The following is a 16,705-nucleotide window of genomic DNA, read 5'->3' as shown; positions in this document are numbered from 1 at the left end:
AAATCGGCATCCTTGCCGATTTACCCGCTCCACCGTGCCTACTTGCGGCCATCGTGGTTGACGGGGCCCGCAGATCAAGATCAAAAGCACAGCGGCCTACCGGCCGGCTTGAGTGTTAAAAGCAAAGGCAAGATCCAGAGCGAAAGCCAAATCTGAAGCTGATGCAGCTCTGCTTTTCTGTGGGGGGGGTTTCTGTTTTTCTGTAGGAGCTGGCTTGCCGGCGATGCAGGCAACTCGGTCTTGCAGGTACACCGAGGTGATGCCATCGCCGGCAAGCCAGCTCCTACAGTGGACCGTGCCCGCTTTAGCTTCTGATTTGGCTTTTAACACTCAAGCCGGCTTTCAGGCCGCTGTAAGAGCGGAACCAATATCGGCCATCACTCAAATAACGGATATGCCCCCGATCTACCACCCCCGTAACCGCTCCCAAACCTGCACCTCACCATTCTCCAGCAGCGCGCCATAGCTGCCGAACTGCGTCCCCGTAGCACACGCATGGTTAGGCAAAACCCTCAGCCGCGTCCCCAGCGGAAACCGCTCAACCACATCCATCGCCACCCCGTCGAACCAAGCCACCCCATGCTCCTGATTCGCGCTGCCCACCAGCAACCCCTCAATCACCTCGCCACCCTCGGTACACACCTGCCCATAACCAAAATCCCGCTTCTGCGACTGCGTCCCACGATCCCGACTCATCGCCATCCACCCCGCGTCGGTAATGATCCAGCCCTTTTCCACCTGATGCCCGATCACCGTAGTCAGCACACTCAACGCCAGCTCATCAATGCGGCACACCCCAACGTTATGCATCACCAAATCAAAAAACGCATAAACCCCAGCCCGCAGCTCAGTCACACCCTCCAGGCTCACCGCCGACAGCGCCGTGGGCGTCGAACCCACACTCACCTGCAAGCAAGGCAACCCTGCCCCCCGAATCACCTCGGCCGCTGCAACACAGCGCGCCCGTTCCTGCTCGGCAATCGCCCGCAACGCCTCAGGCGTATCCAGCCCGTAACTTTCCCCGGCATGAGTCAACACCCCGGCAAGCATCCCGCCGCCATACAGCAGCCTGGCGATCTCCAGCAACAGCGGATCCTGAGGCTTCACCCCGGACCGGTGCCCATCACAGTCAATCTCAATCAGCACCGCAAAAACCTCACCCTGCAGCGCACCAAACTCGACAATCGCCCGGGCCCCGGCAAGGCTGTCGGTGATCAGCGTCAGCGCACACCCCTGACGACGCAACGCCAACGCCTGAGGCAATTTATGCGGCGCCATCGCCACCGCATACAGAACGTCCCGAATGCCGAGGTCGAAAAAATACTCGGCCTCCTTCAACGTCGAAACCGTAATCCCCGTGGCCCCGGCAGCGATTTGCGCCGCCACCACCTCGGCACATTTATGGGTCTTCACATGGGGCCGCAAGCTCACACCCAAGTCATCGGCACGCTGCTGCATACGCAGGATATTGCGCTGCATCCGGCTCACATCCAGCAAAGCTGTCGGGGTTTCCATCGTGCACACTCCAAAAGGTAAATTGACGGTCTATCCAGTACTGGATATGTTGTCTGAATGAAAAAACACACTCCCGAACAAGCGGCCTTGATCAGCCAGCTCGAACAGATTGCCGAAGGCCTGAGCAAGACCTTCAGCCCGTTTTGCGAGGTCGTGCTGCACGACCTGCGCGACCCGCAGCACGCAATCATGGCCATCCACAACAACCTCTCCGGGCGCCAGCCGGGTGACCCGGCCACCGAGCTGGGCCTGGCGCGGATTGCCGATCCCGAGTACCCGCAGGTGATCGCCAACTACCAGAACCAGTTCGCCGACGGGCGTCAGGTCAAGAGCACTTCCATCGGCATCAAGGACTCCACCGGCAAGTACGTGGCGGCCTTGTGCATGAACGTCGACCTCTCGTTGTTCCGTGGCTTGCAGGGCATGCTGGAACAGTTCGGCTCGGTCAGCGGCGATCGGCCCGCCGAGTCTCTCGACCCGTCCGGTGCGGACGCCATTCGTGCGCGCATCGACCAGTTCGCCGCACGCCTGGCGACCACCCCACGAGCCCTCAAGGCCGCCGACCGGCGCCTGCTGATGCAAGAGCTGAAAGAAGCCGGCGTGATGGACATCCGGCGTGCCATGGAAACGGTTGCCTCACACCTTGGGGTCTCGCGGGCGGCGGTCTACACCTACGCCAAATGACCTATGCCGAGCGCGCCACGGCTTCGATTTCAATCAGATAGCCGTGGTGCAGTTCCGGCACCGGCACCACCGCGCGGGCCGGGCGGTGATCTCCCAGCGCAGCGGCGTACAAGCCATCAAATTCAGGCCAGTGTTTTACCCCCACCACGTACACCGTGACTTTCACCAGGTCTGCGGGTGAGCCGCCTGCGGCCTTCAAAATCGCCAACAGATTGTCCAGGGCCACTTGAGCCTGTTCGGCAAACGAAGCCTCGAGGTTATGACGCCCGTCAGGGCTCACCGGCAATTGACCGGAGATGTACAGCGTGCCCTGGTGGCTTACGGCCTGGGAGTAGTGACCGGCAGGCTGGGAGGCAGTGGCTGTGTGGTGAATCTTCATGATCGGCAGTTCTCAAGCAAGGGAGGGAAGGGGAGCAGGTTGTTCATCGGTGGCACCGTGGCCAATCACCGCCGTGGCCACGCCGCAGCCGAACACGTTGGTGGCGGTACGGCCCATGTCGAGGATCGGGTCCACGGCGAGGATCAGCAGCAAACCGGCTTCCGGCAGGCCGACCATCGGCAGGCCCGCCGCGAGCACCACCAGTGAGCCGCGCGCCACGCCGGCGGTGCCTTTGCTGATGACGAGCAAGGTCAGCAGGATCATTACCTGATGGCCGAAGCTCATTTCGATGCCATAGGCCTGGGCGATGAACATCACGATAAACGCCTGGTACATCATCGAACCGTCGAGGTTGAACGAGTAACCCAGGGGCAGCACAAAACTGTTGATGCGCTTGGGCGAGCCGAAGCTGTCCAGGGCTGCGATGGTCTTGGGGTAGGCCGCCTCGCTGCTGGCGGTGGAGAACGCCAGCAAAACCGGGCTGCGCAGCAACTGCAACAGCTGTTTGAAACGTGCGCCCAGCGCCAGGTAACCCACGCCGCTGATCACCAGCCACAGTACCGCCAGGCCCAGGTAGAATTGCGCGATCAACTTGCCAAAGCTGCCCACCATCCCCAGCCCATACAGGCTGATGGTGGCGGCAATTGCGGCAAACACCGCCAGCGGCGCGATCACCATCACGTATTCGGTGATGCGGAACATCACCTGGGTCAGTTCTTCCAGCACGTGCAGGATCGGCGACCTGGCGCTGCCCTTGACGAACGCCAGCGCTGCGCCGAAGAACAACGAAAACACCACGATTTGCAGCACCTCATTGTTGCCCATGGCCTCGACGATGCTGCGGGGGAATACATGGGACAAAAAACCCGACAGGTTGAAGCTGGCGGTGTTCAAACCGCTGTTGCCGTTGGCCGCCACACTCAGGTTGAGCCCCGCGCCTGGCTGAAACAGATTGGCCAATGTCAAACCGATCAGCAGCGATACCACGGACGCAATCAAAAACCAGGTCATCGCCTTCAACCCGACACGGCCGATGGAACCGCTGTCGGCCATGCTCGCCACGCCACTGATCAACGTCGCCAGCACCAGCGGCGCGATGACCATCTTGATCAGGCGCAAAAACACGTCGGTGACCATGCTGAAGTAACCCGCGATGGTCTTGGCGGTGTCGGCGTCCAGTTGGGCATGCAGCACGGCCCCCACCAGCACGCCAAGGATGATCGCAATCACAATGGCCCGGGCCAGGTAACGATTTTTCATAAGCACCTCTTGTTGTTAACGCTCAGGGAACACCCGGGCATTTTTTATAGGCGGCAGAAATTGCAGGCAGCAGGAAGCCATGTGGCAAGCACGCTCGCCACAGTATTTTCTTGTTGGAGGTTTTAGCCCTTTAGCAGGCTCGCGTACTTCTCGATATCGACGTTGCCACCGGTCACGATGATGCCCACGCGCTGGCCCCGGAACTGCTGCTTGAGGTTGCGCAAGGCCGCAAGGCCGAGGCAACCGGTGGGCTCCACGACCATCTTCATGCGTTGCGTGAAGAACCTCATCGACTCCACTAACTCGGCGTCCGAGACCGTAAGGATGTCATTCACGTTCTCGCGGATGATCGGGAAGGTGTGATTGCCAAGGTGCTGCGTCTGGGCGCCGTCTGCGATGGTCGCGGGCGTGTCGATGTGCACGATGCTGCCGGTCTGGAAGGAACGCTGGCCGTCATTCCCGGCCTCGGGCTCGACCCCGTACAGCAGGCAATCAGGTGACAAGGCACGGGTGGCCAATGCCGTACCGGAGAGCATGCCGCCACCGCCCAGGCCGACAAACAAGGCATCCAGTGGGCCGGTGAATTCCAGCAGCTCCTTGGCGGCAGTGCCCTGGCCGGCCAGCACGTCCGGGTGGTCGTATGAGGGGATCAACGTCATGCCGTGCTGCTCGGCCAGGGTGCGGCCGATCTGCTCGCGGTCTTCGGTGATACGGTCGTAGAACACCACGGTCGCGCCGTATTCCCGGGTGGCGGCGACCTTGGCAGCCGGGGCGTCGGTGGGCATTACGATGGTGGCCGGCATCTGCAACAGGCGGGCGGCCAGTGCGATGCCTTGGGCGTGATTGCCCGAGGAAAACGCCACTACACCGGCCTTGCGCTGCGCCTCGTCAAACCGGGAAAGCGCATTGAACGCACCGCGAAACTTGAATGAACCGGTGCGTTGCAGGTTTTCGCATTTGATGAACACCTGGGCGCCGGTCTCGGCATCGAGGGTGCGCGAGGTGAACACCGGCGTGCGGTTGGCGAAGCCCTCCAGGCGTTCGGCGGCTTTGATCACGTCATGGTACGAAGACAGTTGCATGGAAAGGACCTCTGAAAATGAACCGGGCACGAGCGCATTGCATTTGCTGTCTGGATAAAATATCCATAACTATACAAAATGTAAAGCTCGGCATGCCCACTGTCTTCAGTGCCCGACCAGCTCTTCCAGCAACCGGTCCTTGTAGCCCTGCAAGACCGGCGAACTGCGCTCCCTCGGATGTGGCAAGTCCACCCGGATTTCATGCTTGATCCGCCCCGGGTGGGCGTCCATCACGATCACCCGGTCACCCAGGTACAGCGCCTCTTCGATGTCATGCGTGACCATGATCACCGTGCAGCGCTGTTGCACCCAGATCCGTTGCAGCTCCCGCTGCAGGTGCACACGGGTCAGGGCGTCGAGGGCGCCCAGTGGTTCATCGAGCAACAGTACCTTGGGTTTATTGATCAGTGCCCGGGCGATTGCAGCACGTTGCGCCATGCCGCCGGAGAGCTGGTGCGGGTAGGCGTTTTCAAAGCCGGTGAGGTTGACCAGAGCGATATGTTCGGCCACCTGTCGATCCTTTTCGGACTGGGGCAGGTTGTGGTTTTTCAGGGCCAGGGCGATGTTCTGGCTGACGGTCATCCACGGGAACAGGCGGTGATCCTGGAACACAATGCCGCGCTCCAGGCTGGTGGCGGCGATGCGCTGGCCGTCCAGCAGGATATCGCCTTCGTACTCGGCCTCCAGCCCGACAATCAGGCGCAGCAAGGTGGATTTGCCGCAGCCGCTGGCGCCGACGATGCTGACAAACTCCCCTGGCCGCACGTCGAGGTTGATGTTGTGCAACACCGGCAGCGGCTTGCCTTCGATCCGATAGGCCTTGTTCAGGCCGCGAATCTGCAGGGCGCCGGTCTGCACGGCGGTGTGGAGGGCGTGGTGGGCGATTGCGTTCATGTTCATGGCCTTCAACGAATATTGCGCCAGCGCAGCACGTGGCGGCTGAGGCGGGTAAACAGCAGGTTCATCAGGTAGCCCAGCAGGCCGATGCACAGCACGCTGAGCACGATCACTTCCATGCGCGAGCCAGCCTCGGCATTCATCATCAGGTTGCCCAGGCCGGCGCCGGAGGACAGGAACAGCTCACTGCCGATCGCCGTGACCCAGGCGAAGGCGAGGGCATGCAACACGCCGGTGGCGATGCTCGGCAACGCCGCCGGCAACAGCACGTGCACGAACTGCTGCACCGGGCTGAGCACCAGCACCTGGCCGACTTCACGATAACGCTGCTCCACATGGCTGAAGCCCTGGTAGGTGTTGAGCACCATCGGGTAGAACGCCGCGAGGCTGACGATCAGCACCTTGGAGAGCTCGCCGTTGCCGAACCACATGGCAATCAACGGGATCCAGCCCAGCATCGGCACCTGGCGAATCGAATGGAACAGCGGGCCGATCAAACGGTTGGCCACACTCGACAGCGCCATCAGCACCCCCAGCACCACGCCGAACAGGATGCCCAGGGCCAGGCCGCCACTGGTGCGGGCCAGGCTGGCCAGCAGGTTGACCAGCAACTCGCCGTTACCGAGCATTTCCAGCAACGCCGAGCCGATCGCCGACAGCGGCACAAAGGCGTAGGCGCCGGCCGCGTCCTGGCGCGAGGCGTATTCCCAGGCGAGGATCAACAGCAGCGGCAGCAACAGGCCGCGGGATTTTTTCAAGAGGGTCATGCCGGGCTCCTAGCGGGTCTGCCAGCGAAACAGCCGCTGTTCCAGTGAACGAAAGCCAAAGTCGAGGGCAAAACCAATCAGCCCGGTGACCACCACACCCACCATCACCACGTCGATGCGCAGCATCTGCCGGGCCATCTCGATCATCTGCCCCAGGCCGCTGTCGGCCGCCAGCAGTTCGGTGGCCACCAGCACCACCCAGGCGCGGGTCAGGCTGATACGAAAACCGGTGATGATCGGCGGCGCGGCAGCGGGCAGGGCGATGCGCCAGACGAAGGTCGGCCAGCGCAGGCGGTACACGTCGGCCACTTCGAAGTAGCTGCGGGGAATGCCCTTGACGCCTTCGCTGGCGGCCAGGGCCACCGGGAAAAATGCGGTCTTGGCGACGATGATGATCTTGAAGGTTTCATCAATGCCGAACAGCAGCACGAACATCGGGATCAGCGCGATGCTGGGGATCTGGCGCAAGGTGTGGAACAGCGGGGCGCAATACACCTCGACGTTCTTTGACAGGGCCATCAGCACCCCGAAGGCCAGGCCGCACAGCGAGCCGATGCCAAAGCCCAGACCGAGCCGGGACAGGCTGTTGCCCAGGTGTTCAGCGAGTTCGCCGCTGGCGAGCAGTTCTTCAAAGGTTTGCAGGACCTGGGCCGGCGGTACCAGCAGGTTGCGCGGGAAGATCCCGAGGTGCGCCACCAGCGTCCAGGTGGCGAGCAGGGCCAGCGGCGAGATGAGCCAGGTCAGGGCAGTGAGCAATCGGTAAGGGCGCATGGCGGGTCTTATTTCAGCGAAGTACCCGGGGGCTATCGCAAGACATGTGCCAGTGAACACAACAGGGGAGAACAATGAAGGCCAAATGTGGGAGCTGGCTTGCCTGCGATGACGGTGGCCAGTAAACATTGAGGCTGGCTGATCCACCGTCATCGCAGGCAAGCCAGCTCCCACAATGGATGGGTGTACATCCGAATGCCCGAATGATGCCTGGCCAACAATGGGGTGCTGCTGCAGCAACACCCCATCAGCAATTACCTCAGAAGTCGTAGCTCACACTGGTGTAGTAGAACGCACCCTGGGCGCCTTCAGGACTGGTGATCGAGTAGATCGGCACACCGTACAACTGCGCGCCGGAAGCCTTGTCCGGGTGAGTGTTGAACAGGTTCGTCGCACCGGCTGAAAGCTTGATCCCCTTGCCAAGGTTGTAGGACACGTCCAGGTCGGTGACCCATTGCGGGCTGAAGGTCTGGTCGAGGTTCGGGTTGGCGGCGTTGAGGCTTTTCCATTCGCCATAACGGCGCTGGGCCACGGTGACTCCCCACTTTTCATAGGCCCAGTTGGCGCTGAGGGTCAGCTTGTAGTCCGGGGTGCCGTGCTCGATCAGGCCTTGGGTGGTGCGGCCGATGATCTGGTTGCCCGCGATGTTGCCGACGTTGCGCAGGTCGGTGATTTGCGTGCGATTACGCGCATAGCCGGCGTTGAAGTTCACCCGGCCCCATTGCTGCAGGTCGAGTTTGTAGTTGCCGGTCAGTTCGATACCGTCGGTGCGGGTGTCGGCGATGTTGGTGTAGAACGCCGCGCTCTGGATATTGGCGTAAGGCGTCCCGGCGAAGATCGGCGAGACCACCGAGGCCGGCAATTGGTCGGACAGGGTAATGCGGTTGTTGATGTTGATGCGGTAGGCATCCACCGTCACCGATGCGTTGTCCAGCGGTTGCCAGACCAGGCCCAGCGAGTAGTTGGTCGACTCCTCGGGCTTGAGCTGTGTGCCGCCCAGGGCCTGGGCTTCCGGGCTGTTGGCGCGCAAGGTGCGCTGCTGCACCTCGACGTAGTTGCCGCTGCCCGGCGGCTGTTCCACCACCTGCACACTGAACGACGACATGCCGCTCTGCGCCAGGGACGGTGCGCGATAGCCGGTGCTGGCGCTGGCCCGTGCGGCGATCTGCGGGGTGAAGTCGTAGCGCAGCGATAGCTTGCCGTTGGTGGTGTCGCCAAAGTCCGAATAGTGCTCGGTACGCACTGCGACACCGGCCTGGAACTTCTCGGTGACCTGGCCTTCGACATCCAGATACGCGCCCAGCACCTTGCGTTGCAGCGAGTCGGCATCCACCGGGGTGATACCCGAGTAATACCCGGTGAGCCGGCGTCCGGTCACCGGGTCAACGGTGTTGAACAGCGGGCCGTTCTGCGAGGCGGCCGGCGCGCCTGCGCTCAACTGGTAATTTTCCTCGCGCCAGGCCAGGCCTGCGGAGACGGTCAGCGGCTTGAACAGCAAGTTGGTGGGGAAGTCCCGCACCCAATCCAGGGTCACGTTGGTCTGGTCGTTCTTGCGCTCGCCGGTGTAGATCGTCGCCGGGCTGTTGGTGCCCCAACTGGGGTTGATCGCGTTGTAGTCGGTGGACTTGACGATGTTGGTGCCGTGGTTAAGCGCCAGGTCGAACTTGCCCAGTTGCTCGTTTTCGTACCGCAGGCCACCGGTGGCGGCATAGTCTTCCAGGGTGTAGCGCGTGATCGGCAAACGGCCGTCCGGATAACGCTGCAAGGAAACGCTGCCGTAGTTGTTGTACAGCGCGGTGGGCGGGTCAAAAAAACCGGTGGAGTCGGTGTTCTTGTGGGAATAGGTGGCGAACCCGTAGGCGGTCAATCCTTCGCCCACACCCATCTCGCCGTTGGCCAGGAAGTTGTACTGGTCGGAGACACTGTTGGAGCCCCAGTTCCAGGTTCGATAGCGGTTGTTCTGCTCGCGCGGCGTGTTCACGCTGGTGTCGCCGCGATAAAAGATTCGGTTGTCCGGGTTGGTGTCGCTGGCCGGGTCCTGGCTGCCGGCATCGAAACTCAAAGTCAGGAAACCGTCATTCGGCAGTTCGAAGCCTTTCCAGCCGCTGTACTTGCGCTGCATGCCATCGCCCTTGTTGTAGCCACCGAAACGGTAGCCGACGTTGCCGCCGTCGTCCTTTTGCTTGAGCACGATGTTGATCACCCCGGCAATCGCATCGGAGCCGTATTGAGCGGCGGCGCCGTCACGCAGGATCTCCACGTGGTCGATCGCGCTCAACGGGATCAGGCTCAAGTCCACCGCTGCCGCGCCACGACCGTTGGCCAGGCTCTGGCGGGTGATGTTGGCGCTGGTGTGGCGGCGCTTGCCATCCACCAATACCAGCACCTGGTCGGAAGCCAGGCCGCGCAGCGAGGCGCCCTGGGCGATGGAACCGGCAAATGCACCCTGGGGCGACTGCGGGAAGCTGAAGGACGGCGACAGTGCGGTCAGTGCGCCGGACAGGTCGGCAGCGCCGGTTTGCTGCAATTGCTCGCCGCTCAGCACATCTACCGGTGCGGCGCTTTGCAGGGCGGTGACGTCGCTGCGGCGGGTGCCGAGTACCACCACGGTGTCGAGCTTGTCGGTCTTGGCAGTGGGCTGCGCATCGGCGGCTACAGCAGGCACGGCAAGGCTGCCCATGACCAGCGCGATGGCGCCGGCCAACGGAGTACGTTGGAACATAGAAAGGTCCTTTCGAAGCGTGTTGACGAGGGCGGCCGGGCGCTATGGCTCAAACAAAGAAGGTCAACTGTGGGAGCGGGCTTGCCTGCGATGATGGCGGCACAGCCACATAATGGTTGGCTGACCCACCGCTATCGCAGGCAAGCCAGCTCCCACATTTGATCTCCGGCGTTTGGTGAATAGTGTCCGGCGGCTGAAGTTAGAAGCGGCTGGTCACGCTCAGCCCCACGGTGCGTGGGTCGCCGTAAGTGATCACGTACTGCCCCAGCCCGCCGTTCGGCCGGCCATGCACCTGATAGCGGCGGTCGGTGAGGTTGTTCACAAACCCGGTGACGCTGAGTTTTTCGTCGGCGCTGTACCAGGTCAGGCGGCTGTTGGCCAAGGTGTAGTGCGGCTGGCTCAAGTCCTTGTCGGCGCTGCTCTGGCGGTCGGCGAGGAAGTATTCCTTGTCGCGAAAACTCACGTCGGCACCGGCCACCAGCTTGCCGCCGATTTCCAGCGGGATGGTGTAGTCGCCACCCAGCGACACCACGTTGCGCGGCGAGCGCACGAAGCTGTTGCCGCTGTAGTCACCCGTGACCGCACCGGTGTTGGGGTTGGTGTTTTTGAAGTCGGTGTATTCGGTATCCAGGAACGAAATCGCCGCCCGCAGGTGCAGGTAGTCGGTGGGTTGGCCTTCCAGTTCCAGCTCGGCGCCCTTGACCTTGCCCTTGGCGCCGTTGGTCAGCGCGGTGGTCAGTACGCCGTTGTTGACGGTCAGCAGGTTGACCTGAATGTCCGAGTAGTCGTAGTAGAAGATGTTCGCGTTGGCCGTCAGGCGATGGTTGAACCACTCGGACTTCACGCCGAATTCGTAGGCGTCGAGTTGTTCCGGGTCCACCGTGGTCAGCTGCGACAGGCTGGTGGACAGCCCGGTGTTGAAGCCGCCCGAGCGGAAGCCGTGGGCATAGCGGAAGAACACCCGCACGTTGTCGTTGATCCGGTATTCCGGGGTCAGGTCATAGGTCCAGGCTTCCCAGGTCTTGTCTTCCTGGCGGTTGCCGTTGGTACCGACGCCGCCCAGGGGAATCAGCGGGCCATTGGCGGTGGCGCGCGTCAACTGAGTGAGGTTGAGGTCGATGTCTTTCTTTTCCTGGGTCCAGCGCAGGCCACCGGTCACGCTGAAGTTGTCGGTGAGGTCGTAGGTCAGGTTGCCAAACAGCGCGTAGCTGTCGGTGGTGTGGTTGTAATTGAGGTCGCGAAAGTCCGTCGCGCCGTTGACCTGGTTCGAGCCGGTGCCATTGGGTGTCGGGCCCGGGGCGATGAAGCGTCCGGCGCTGCTGTCCAGGTCTTCATGGAAATAGTGCGCGCCGGCCAACCAGCGCAGGGTTTCCTGCTGGGGCGAGGCCAGGCGGATTTCCTGGGAGTACTGGGTGTATTTGTTGTCGGCGGTAGAGGTGCCGTTGACCTCGTAGGGCGTGTAGTCGGCATCGCCACTGGACTGGCCGCGGATGTAGTCGTAGGCGCTGATGGACGTGAGGGTGTAATCGCCCAAGTGCCAGTTGAGGGTCAGCGAAGTACCGTCATGGTTGAGCTTGGAGTCGTCGTCCACGTTCAGCGCAATATTGCGCCCGGCGGGGCGTGTGTAGCCCACGTTGTAGTAACGGCCGAGGGTCAGCGCACCGTTGGCGCCGTCGCCCTTGAACTCGCGGCTGTGGATCTTCCACAGCGCGTCCAGGTCCGGGTTGAGCTGGGCGAAGAATTGCAGGCGCACGGCCTTTTTGTTGACGTCGCCGTAGGTGTGATCGTCGATCAGGTTTTTCTGGAAACCGTCGCGTTCCTCGGAGTACAGCGAGATCCGCGCCGCGAGTTTTTCCGGAACCAGGGTGCCGCCGATGGCGCCGTTGACGATGCGTTCGTTCTTGCTGCCAAAACCGATCGTGCCATAGCCGTCGGTGTCGAAGGTCGGTTTCTTCGAGATGATATTCACCGCGCCGGCCGTGGTGTTCTTGCCATACAGCGTGCCTTGGGGGCCGCGCAGGATCTCGATGCGCTCGAGGTCAAACAGCGGACCGCCACCGGCAATCGGTGCGTTCAGGTACACGTCATCGGCGTAGATGCCCACCGGGTACACAGTGGCTGCGCCGGTGTCGCCGGTGCCCAGGCCACGGATGTACCAGCGCGGGCGCCCGTCGCCGTCGGGGTTTTTCGCCGAGGCGTTGGGAATGAAGGTGGTGATATCGCCCATCGACCGCACGCCGTCGGCAATGATGCTGGTGCCTTGTACCGCCGACACCGCGACCGGAACCTCTTGCAGGGTTTCTTCCCGGTGTTGTGCGGTCACGGTCACGGTCTTCAGCGACGGTTCGGTTTTGCCGGCGTCGTTTTCGGCAGCGTCGGCGGCCAATAGAGGTTCGCTGGCGGTGCCGCCTGCCAGCAGTAAAGCGAGCCACAGGCCCTTGGTGATTGGATTAAGTGTGTGCATGAAATCTCCCCCGGAAAAGTTTCCTTGAAGGGGCTAGAGCAGAGATCGTGCCAAGCAGATTTCAGGGTCGATACATGTTTGTAAGATATTGATATATAACGATTAAAAAATTAAGGAAAAGGGCGTTTTCGAACCATTGAAAGCGCAGCCGAAGGCCGCTTGAAAAGCCTGTCGAAGATTCAGCAGAAGTTGCTTGGAGGGTGCTGCTGGAGCAGCAGGGGAGGTGTTGCCGTAGCAGCTGTCGAGCCCCGGCGAGGCTGCGTAAACGGTGTATCTGACACACCGCAAACGCAGCCTCGCCTGGGCTCGACAGCTGCTACATGGGGGAGGTCAAACAGCCACGCGGGAGGTGGAGCCGATGACCTTTTCCAGCACGCTGAAATCAATCCAGTCGCGCACATCGAAGCGCCGTGGAATGAAGTTCCAGCGATGCAGGAAATCGGTGAAATCCTGCAAGGCTTCGATGGAGCGCGAATCGAGCGTGGTACGCAGCCGACGATGGGCATCTTCGCCGTAGGCCGCGGTTACCCAGTACTCGCTGGTGTTGAGTTCCTGTGCCAGGAAGCGCCGGGTCTCGTCCGGATTGGCCCAGGCCCATTGCTCGGTGCGCAGCACTGTGTCGACGATTTTCACGCTGGCGTCGAAGTGCTCCTGCAGCAGGTTGATGTCAACCGTGAGGGTGCGTGGCGTGCCGTTGTTGGAGCGGATCAGCGGGTCCGGGTGCGAACCGGTGTCCACCACCACATGCAGGCCGAACTCGTTGGCCAGGTGCACGGCGTGGGCACCCTTGAGGAAGATCGCGTCGATATCACCGCGCAGCAGGCCGATCAGTTCGTTGTTGCGCCGGCTGAAGCGGCTCACCCCCAGGCTCGCCGGGGAGCCGTAGACGTATTGCACCTGGTTGTCGCTGTAGGTGCCGCCGTAGGGGTAGTCCACCAGCTCTACGTCCGAGACTTCCAGGCCTTCGAGCTTGAGGGCGTTTTCCAGGCCGCGCAGGGCCTGGGCACGGGTGAAGTCGATCTGCACGTTGGCCCATTTCGGCAGGCCGAAGCGCCGGTTTTTCAAGTCGCGCACGCTGCGCACACCGCTCTCGGCGGTGGTCAGGATCAACTGCACCTCGTCGCTCCACGATAGCCCCAACACCCGGGTTTCCACGCCACTGGCGTAGGCCCAGATCGCCGGGATATTACCGCCGTGGCGCACCGAGTTTTTCAGGTGATGGTCGTAATGCGCCTCGCGAACTTCCCGTTCCGTGGACTCGCGCAACGACTGGATATTGGTGCCAAAAGGCAGGAACGCCTCGGCCAGGCGACCGGACTGCACAGCAATGCCAAGGCCGGTGGGAACCGGGCTGTGGGTGTACCAGAGAGTATCGAGTGGTTTGCTCATAAGGGTCTTCGTTCAAATCCATGAAATAGGAAACCTTTGCAGGAGCCCGGCTTGCCGGCGATGAGGCCCGAAAGGTCAATACCCCATTCAAGGCCGTCATCGCCGGCAAGCCGGCTCCTACAGGGGTTAGCCTGCCAGCGCGGTTTTGCCGTTCAAGAGTGCTTCCAGCGGCCGTGCATCAATCCATTCACGCACGTCGAAGCTTTTCGGGATAAAGCGCCAGCGGTGCAGGAAATGCGTGAAGTCCTGCAGCGCGGCAATTGCCTGTTCATCCAGTTCGGTGCGCAGGCGCAAGTGGGCGTCGTTGCCGTAGGCGGCGGTGACCCAATACTCACTGCTGTTGGTTTCCTTGGCCAGGTAGCGCCGGGTTTCCTCCGAGTGGGTGTGGGCCCATTGCTCGGCGCGCAGGACCGAGTCAAGAATGCCGGTGGCTACGTCGAAGTGGTTTTCCAGCAGGTTCAGGTCCACCGCCAGGGTGCGCGGCGTGCCGTTGTTGCTGCGGATCAGCGGGTCCGGGTGCGAGCCGGTGTCGATCACCGTGTGCAGGCCGAAATCATGAGCCTGTTGGGCGGCGTGGGCGCCCTTGAGGAAGATCGCATCGACTTCACCGCGCAGCAGGCCTATCAGCTCCAGGTTGCGTTCGCTTACTTTTTGCGTGACTGGCGTACCGGCGATATTGCGCACCGGGGTATCGCTGAAGGTGCCGCCGTAGCGGAAGTTCTTCAGCTTCACGTCGCCGACTTTCAGGCCTTCCAGTGACAACGCGTTTTCCAGCCCGCGCAGGGCCTGGGCGCGGGTGAAGTCGATCTGTGCGCCGGCCCAGTCCGGCAAGCCGAAAGTACGGCCCTTGAGGTCCTTGACGGTTTTGATGCCGCTGTCCTGGCGGGTCAGGATCAGTTGCACTTCATCTGCCCACGACAGGCCGATCACTCGGGTTTCCCGGCCCTGGGCGCGGGCCCAGATCGCCGGGATATTGCCGCCATGGCGTACCGAATTGCGCAGGGTGTGATCGAAGTGCGATTCGCGCACCGCCTTGTCATCGGACTCGCGCAGCGACTGCACCTCGGTGCCCAGGGCACCGACGGTGTCTTGCAGCCAGCCTTTTTGCACTGCAATGCCCAGGCCGGTGGGCACGGGGCAGCGGGTGTACCAGAGCGTATCGAGAGGTTGGGTCATCAGGAGTTCTCCCACAGCGTTCAGGCGCTGGCTTTCAGAGGTTGGATCGCCGGGCGTTGGTGCACAAGCGGCAGGACTTCCTGGCCAATGCGCAACGCTTCTTCCAGGTGTGGATTGCCGGCGAGGATGAAGGTCGAGAAGCCGGCGTCGCGGTATTCCACCAGGCGCTCGGCGATGTTCTGGTGGCTGCCGACCAGGCCCACGGTCGGACCCGGTTTGGCTTTGGCGAAACCGGCCCACAGGTTGGGACCGATGATCAGGTCGTCGAAGCGGTCGACGTTCTGGTGGTACGCGGTCTGGCGCGCGCCGCCGACCGAATCCGAGCCGCTGGTAAAGCCCTTGGCGACCTGGCTGCTCTTGCCTTCGAGCTTGTCGAACTGGCGACGCAGGTCTTTCCAGGCTTGCTCCTCGGTCTCCCGGGCGAACAGGTCTACCCGCAGGCCGAAGCGCACGGTGCGGCCTTGTTTGTCGGCCAATTCGCGTACGCGCTCGATGTGTGGCTTGAGCTTGTCGATGGGTTCGGCCCAGTTCAGGTACACGTCGGCGTGTTTGGCGGCGACGTCGAGGGCGGCGTCGGAGAAACCGGAGAAGTACACGCCGGGCTTGCGTTCGTGGTGCAGGCCGTGGGGCAGAGCGCCGTTTTCCAGTTGGTAGATATCACCGTTGTAGGAGAATTTTTCGTGCTCCCAGAGGCCCTGGATGATGTCGAGGAATTCGCCGGTGCGCTTGTAGCGCAGGTCGTGTTCGAGGAAGTCACCGTTGGCGCGCTGGCTGGCGGGGTTGCCGCCGGTGATGATGTTCCACTCTACGCGGCCACGGCTGAGGTTTTGCAGGATCGCAGCTTGTTGGGCGGCGTAGGCGGGCAGGGTCCAGGTGGCCTGGAAGGCGATCAGGAATTTGATGCGCCGGGTTTCTCGGGCCAGGGCGGCGGCGACGATCCATGGTTCGGGGCCGGTGGGCAGCAGGGCGCCTTCGAAGCCGGCGAGTTCGGCGGCTTTGGCGACCTGAGCGATGTAGTCGATGTAGGTGAAGTCGTCGGGTTGGCCGTTGGGCAGGCGGCCTGGTGCGATGTTGCCGGGGCGGTAGGTGGGGTTGCCGCGGTTGTGTTTGTCGGTGGTGAGTTGGGGGCCGTCGGTGCCCAGCGGCAGGCGCCAGAAGAATTCAGTGGTCATGGGTGCTCCGGTTCAGTCGTGTTGGGTGCGGGGACCTTTGGGGATTGGGACTGCAACGGGCATGCCATGGGGGCTTGGGCCAACGGGGGCAGGGGGTTGTGGGTTTTTTGGGGGTGGGGGTGCGTCTGTAGCAACACTGGGTCAGCAGTGGGTGCTGTAGGTGAAGCACTTTGTGTACATATCCGTTGTTGCGGTCCGAACAAAAAGCGGCAAAGTAACCAAAGCGCTCTGCCCCGCCTGTCGGCGCCTCGCTCCTACATTTGGACCGTGCCTGCTTTAGCTTTTGATTTGGCTTTTAAACACTCAAGCCGGCCGGTAGGCCGCTGTGTTCTTGATCTGCTTTTGATCTTGATCTTAGGCGCCCCGTTAAACCACGCTGGCCGAACGCAGGCTTTGGAGCGTGGGTAACCCGGCAGGACGCCGGGTT

Annotated in this window: 13 protein-coding genes; 1 reads left to right on the top strand and 12 read right to left on the bottom strand. The window is 62.1% G+C overall.

The features are described 5' to 3' along the window. Positions 1-405: 405 nt before the first annotated feature. Positions 406-1,515 carry a DSD1 family PLP-dependent enzyme gene (locus A462_RS31205; RefSeq protein WP_008430539.1) on the bottom strand — a complete coding sequence of 370 codons (1,110 nt, stop codon included), beginning with the start codon at positions 1,513-1,515 and terminating at the stop codon, positions 406-408. Positions 1,516-1,572: 57 nt separating this feature from the next. Between A462_RS31205 and A462_RS31210 the strand changes: the two genes are divergently transcribed. Beyond that, a complete protein-coding gene (locus A462_RS31210) occupies positions 1,573-2,199 on the top strand; it encodes a helix-turn-helix transcriptional regulator (RefSeq protein WP_003212543.1) in 627 nt (208 codons plus the stop codon). Between the two features lies 1 nt (position 2,200). Here A462_RS31210 and A462_RS31215 read toward each other — a convergent pair whose 3' ends face one another. From A462_RS31215 to A462_RS31265, 11 genes are all read right to left on the bottom strand, one after another. Beyond that, the gene (locus A462_RS31215; RefSeq protein ID WP_008430534.1) at positions 2,201-2,578 is read right to left on the bottom strand and encodes a RidA family protein; all 378 of its coding nucleotides are present in this window, start codon (positions 2,576-2,578) and stop codon (positions 2,201-2,203) included. A gap of 12 nt (positions 2,579-2,590) precedes the next feature. Then, entirely contained in the window at positions 2,591-3,838 is a 1,248-nt protein-coding gene (locus A462_RS31220) for a dicarboxylate/amino acid:cation symporter (RefSeq protein WP_008430531.1), read from the bottom strand. Positions 3,839-3,960: 122 nt separating this feature from the next. Further along, the gene (locus tag A462_RS31225) at positions 3,961-4,920 is read right to left on the bottom strand and encodes a threo-3-hydroxy-L-aspartate ammonia-lyase (protein ID WP_008430529.1); all 960 of its coding nucleotides are present in this window, start codon (positions 4,918-4,920) and stop codon (positions 3,961-3,963) included. Positions 4,921-5,025: 105 nt separating this feature from the next. Next, complete coding sequence (locus A462_RS31230) at positions 5,026-5,814, bottom strand: ABC transporter ATP-binding protein (protein WP_023658820.1); 789 nt, start codon at positions 5,812-5,814, stop codon at positions 5,026-5,028. A gap of 11 nt (positions 5,815-5,825) precedes the next feature. Then, a complete protein-coding gene (locus A462_RS31235) occupies positions 5,826-6,584 on the bottom strand; it encodes an ABC transporter permease (protein WP_003212538.1) in 759 nt (252 codons plus the stop codon). Positions 6,585-6,593: 9 nt separating this feature from the next. Further along, positions 6,594-7,355: an ABC transporter permease gene (locus A462_RS31240; protein WP_008430524.1), complete on the bottom strand. Its 762-nt coding sequence runs from the start codon at positions 7,353-7,355 to the stop codon at positions 6,594-6,596. Positions 7,356-7,614: 259 nt separating this feature from the next. Continuing rightward, complete coding sequence (locus A462_RS31245) at positions 7,615-10,077, bottom strand: TonB-dependent receptor plug domain-containing protein (protein ID WP_008430522.1); 2,463 nt, start codon at positions 10,075-10,077, stop codon at positions 7,615-7,617. 199 nt (positions 10,078-10,276) lie between these two features. After that, entirely contained in the window at positions 10,277-12,541 is a 2,265-nt protein-coding gene (locus A462_RS31250) for a TonB-dependent receptor (protein WP_008430519.1), read from the bottom strand. A gap of 330 nt (positions 12,542-12,871) precedes the next feature. After that, positions 12,872-13,930, bottom strand: a complete 1,059-nt coding sequence (locus A462_RS31255; RefSeq protein WP_003212534.1) for an ABC transporter substrate-binding protein — start codon at positions 13,928-13,930, stop codon at positions 12,872-12,874. A 126-nt stretch (positions 13,931-14,056) separates the two neighbouring features. After that, the gene (locus tag A462_RS31260; protein WP_008430516.1) at positions 14,057-15,106 is read right to left on the bottom strand and encodes an ABC transporter substrate-binding protein; all 1,050 of its coding nucleotides are present in this window, start codon (positions 15,104-15,106) and stop codon (positions 14,057-14,059) included. Positions 15,107-15,126: 20 nt separating this feature from the next. Further along, positions 15,127-16,278, bottom strand: a complete 1,152-nt coding sequence (locus tag A462_RS31265) for an LLM class flavin-dependent oxidoreductase (RefSeq protein WP_008430513.1) — start codon at positions 16,276-16,278, stop codon at positions 15,127-15,129. Positions 16,279-16,705 lie beyond the last annotated feature (427 nt).

It is taken from the genome of Pseudomonas sp. Ag1, assembly GCF_000278565.1.
Lineage (GTDB): Bacteria > Pseudomonadota > Gammaproteobacteria > Pseudomonadales > Pseudomonadaceae > Aquipseudomonas.
This window is presented reverse-complemented; position numbering and strand designations above follow the sequence as displayed.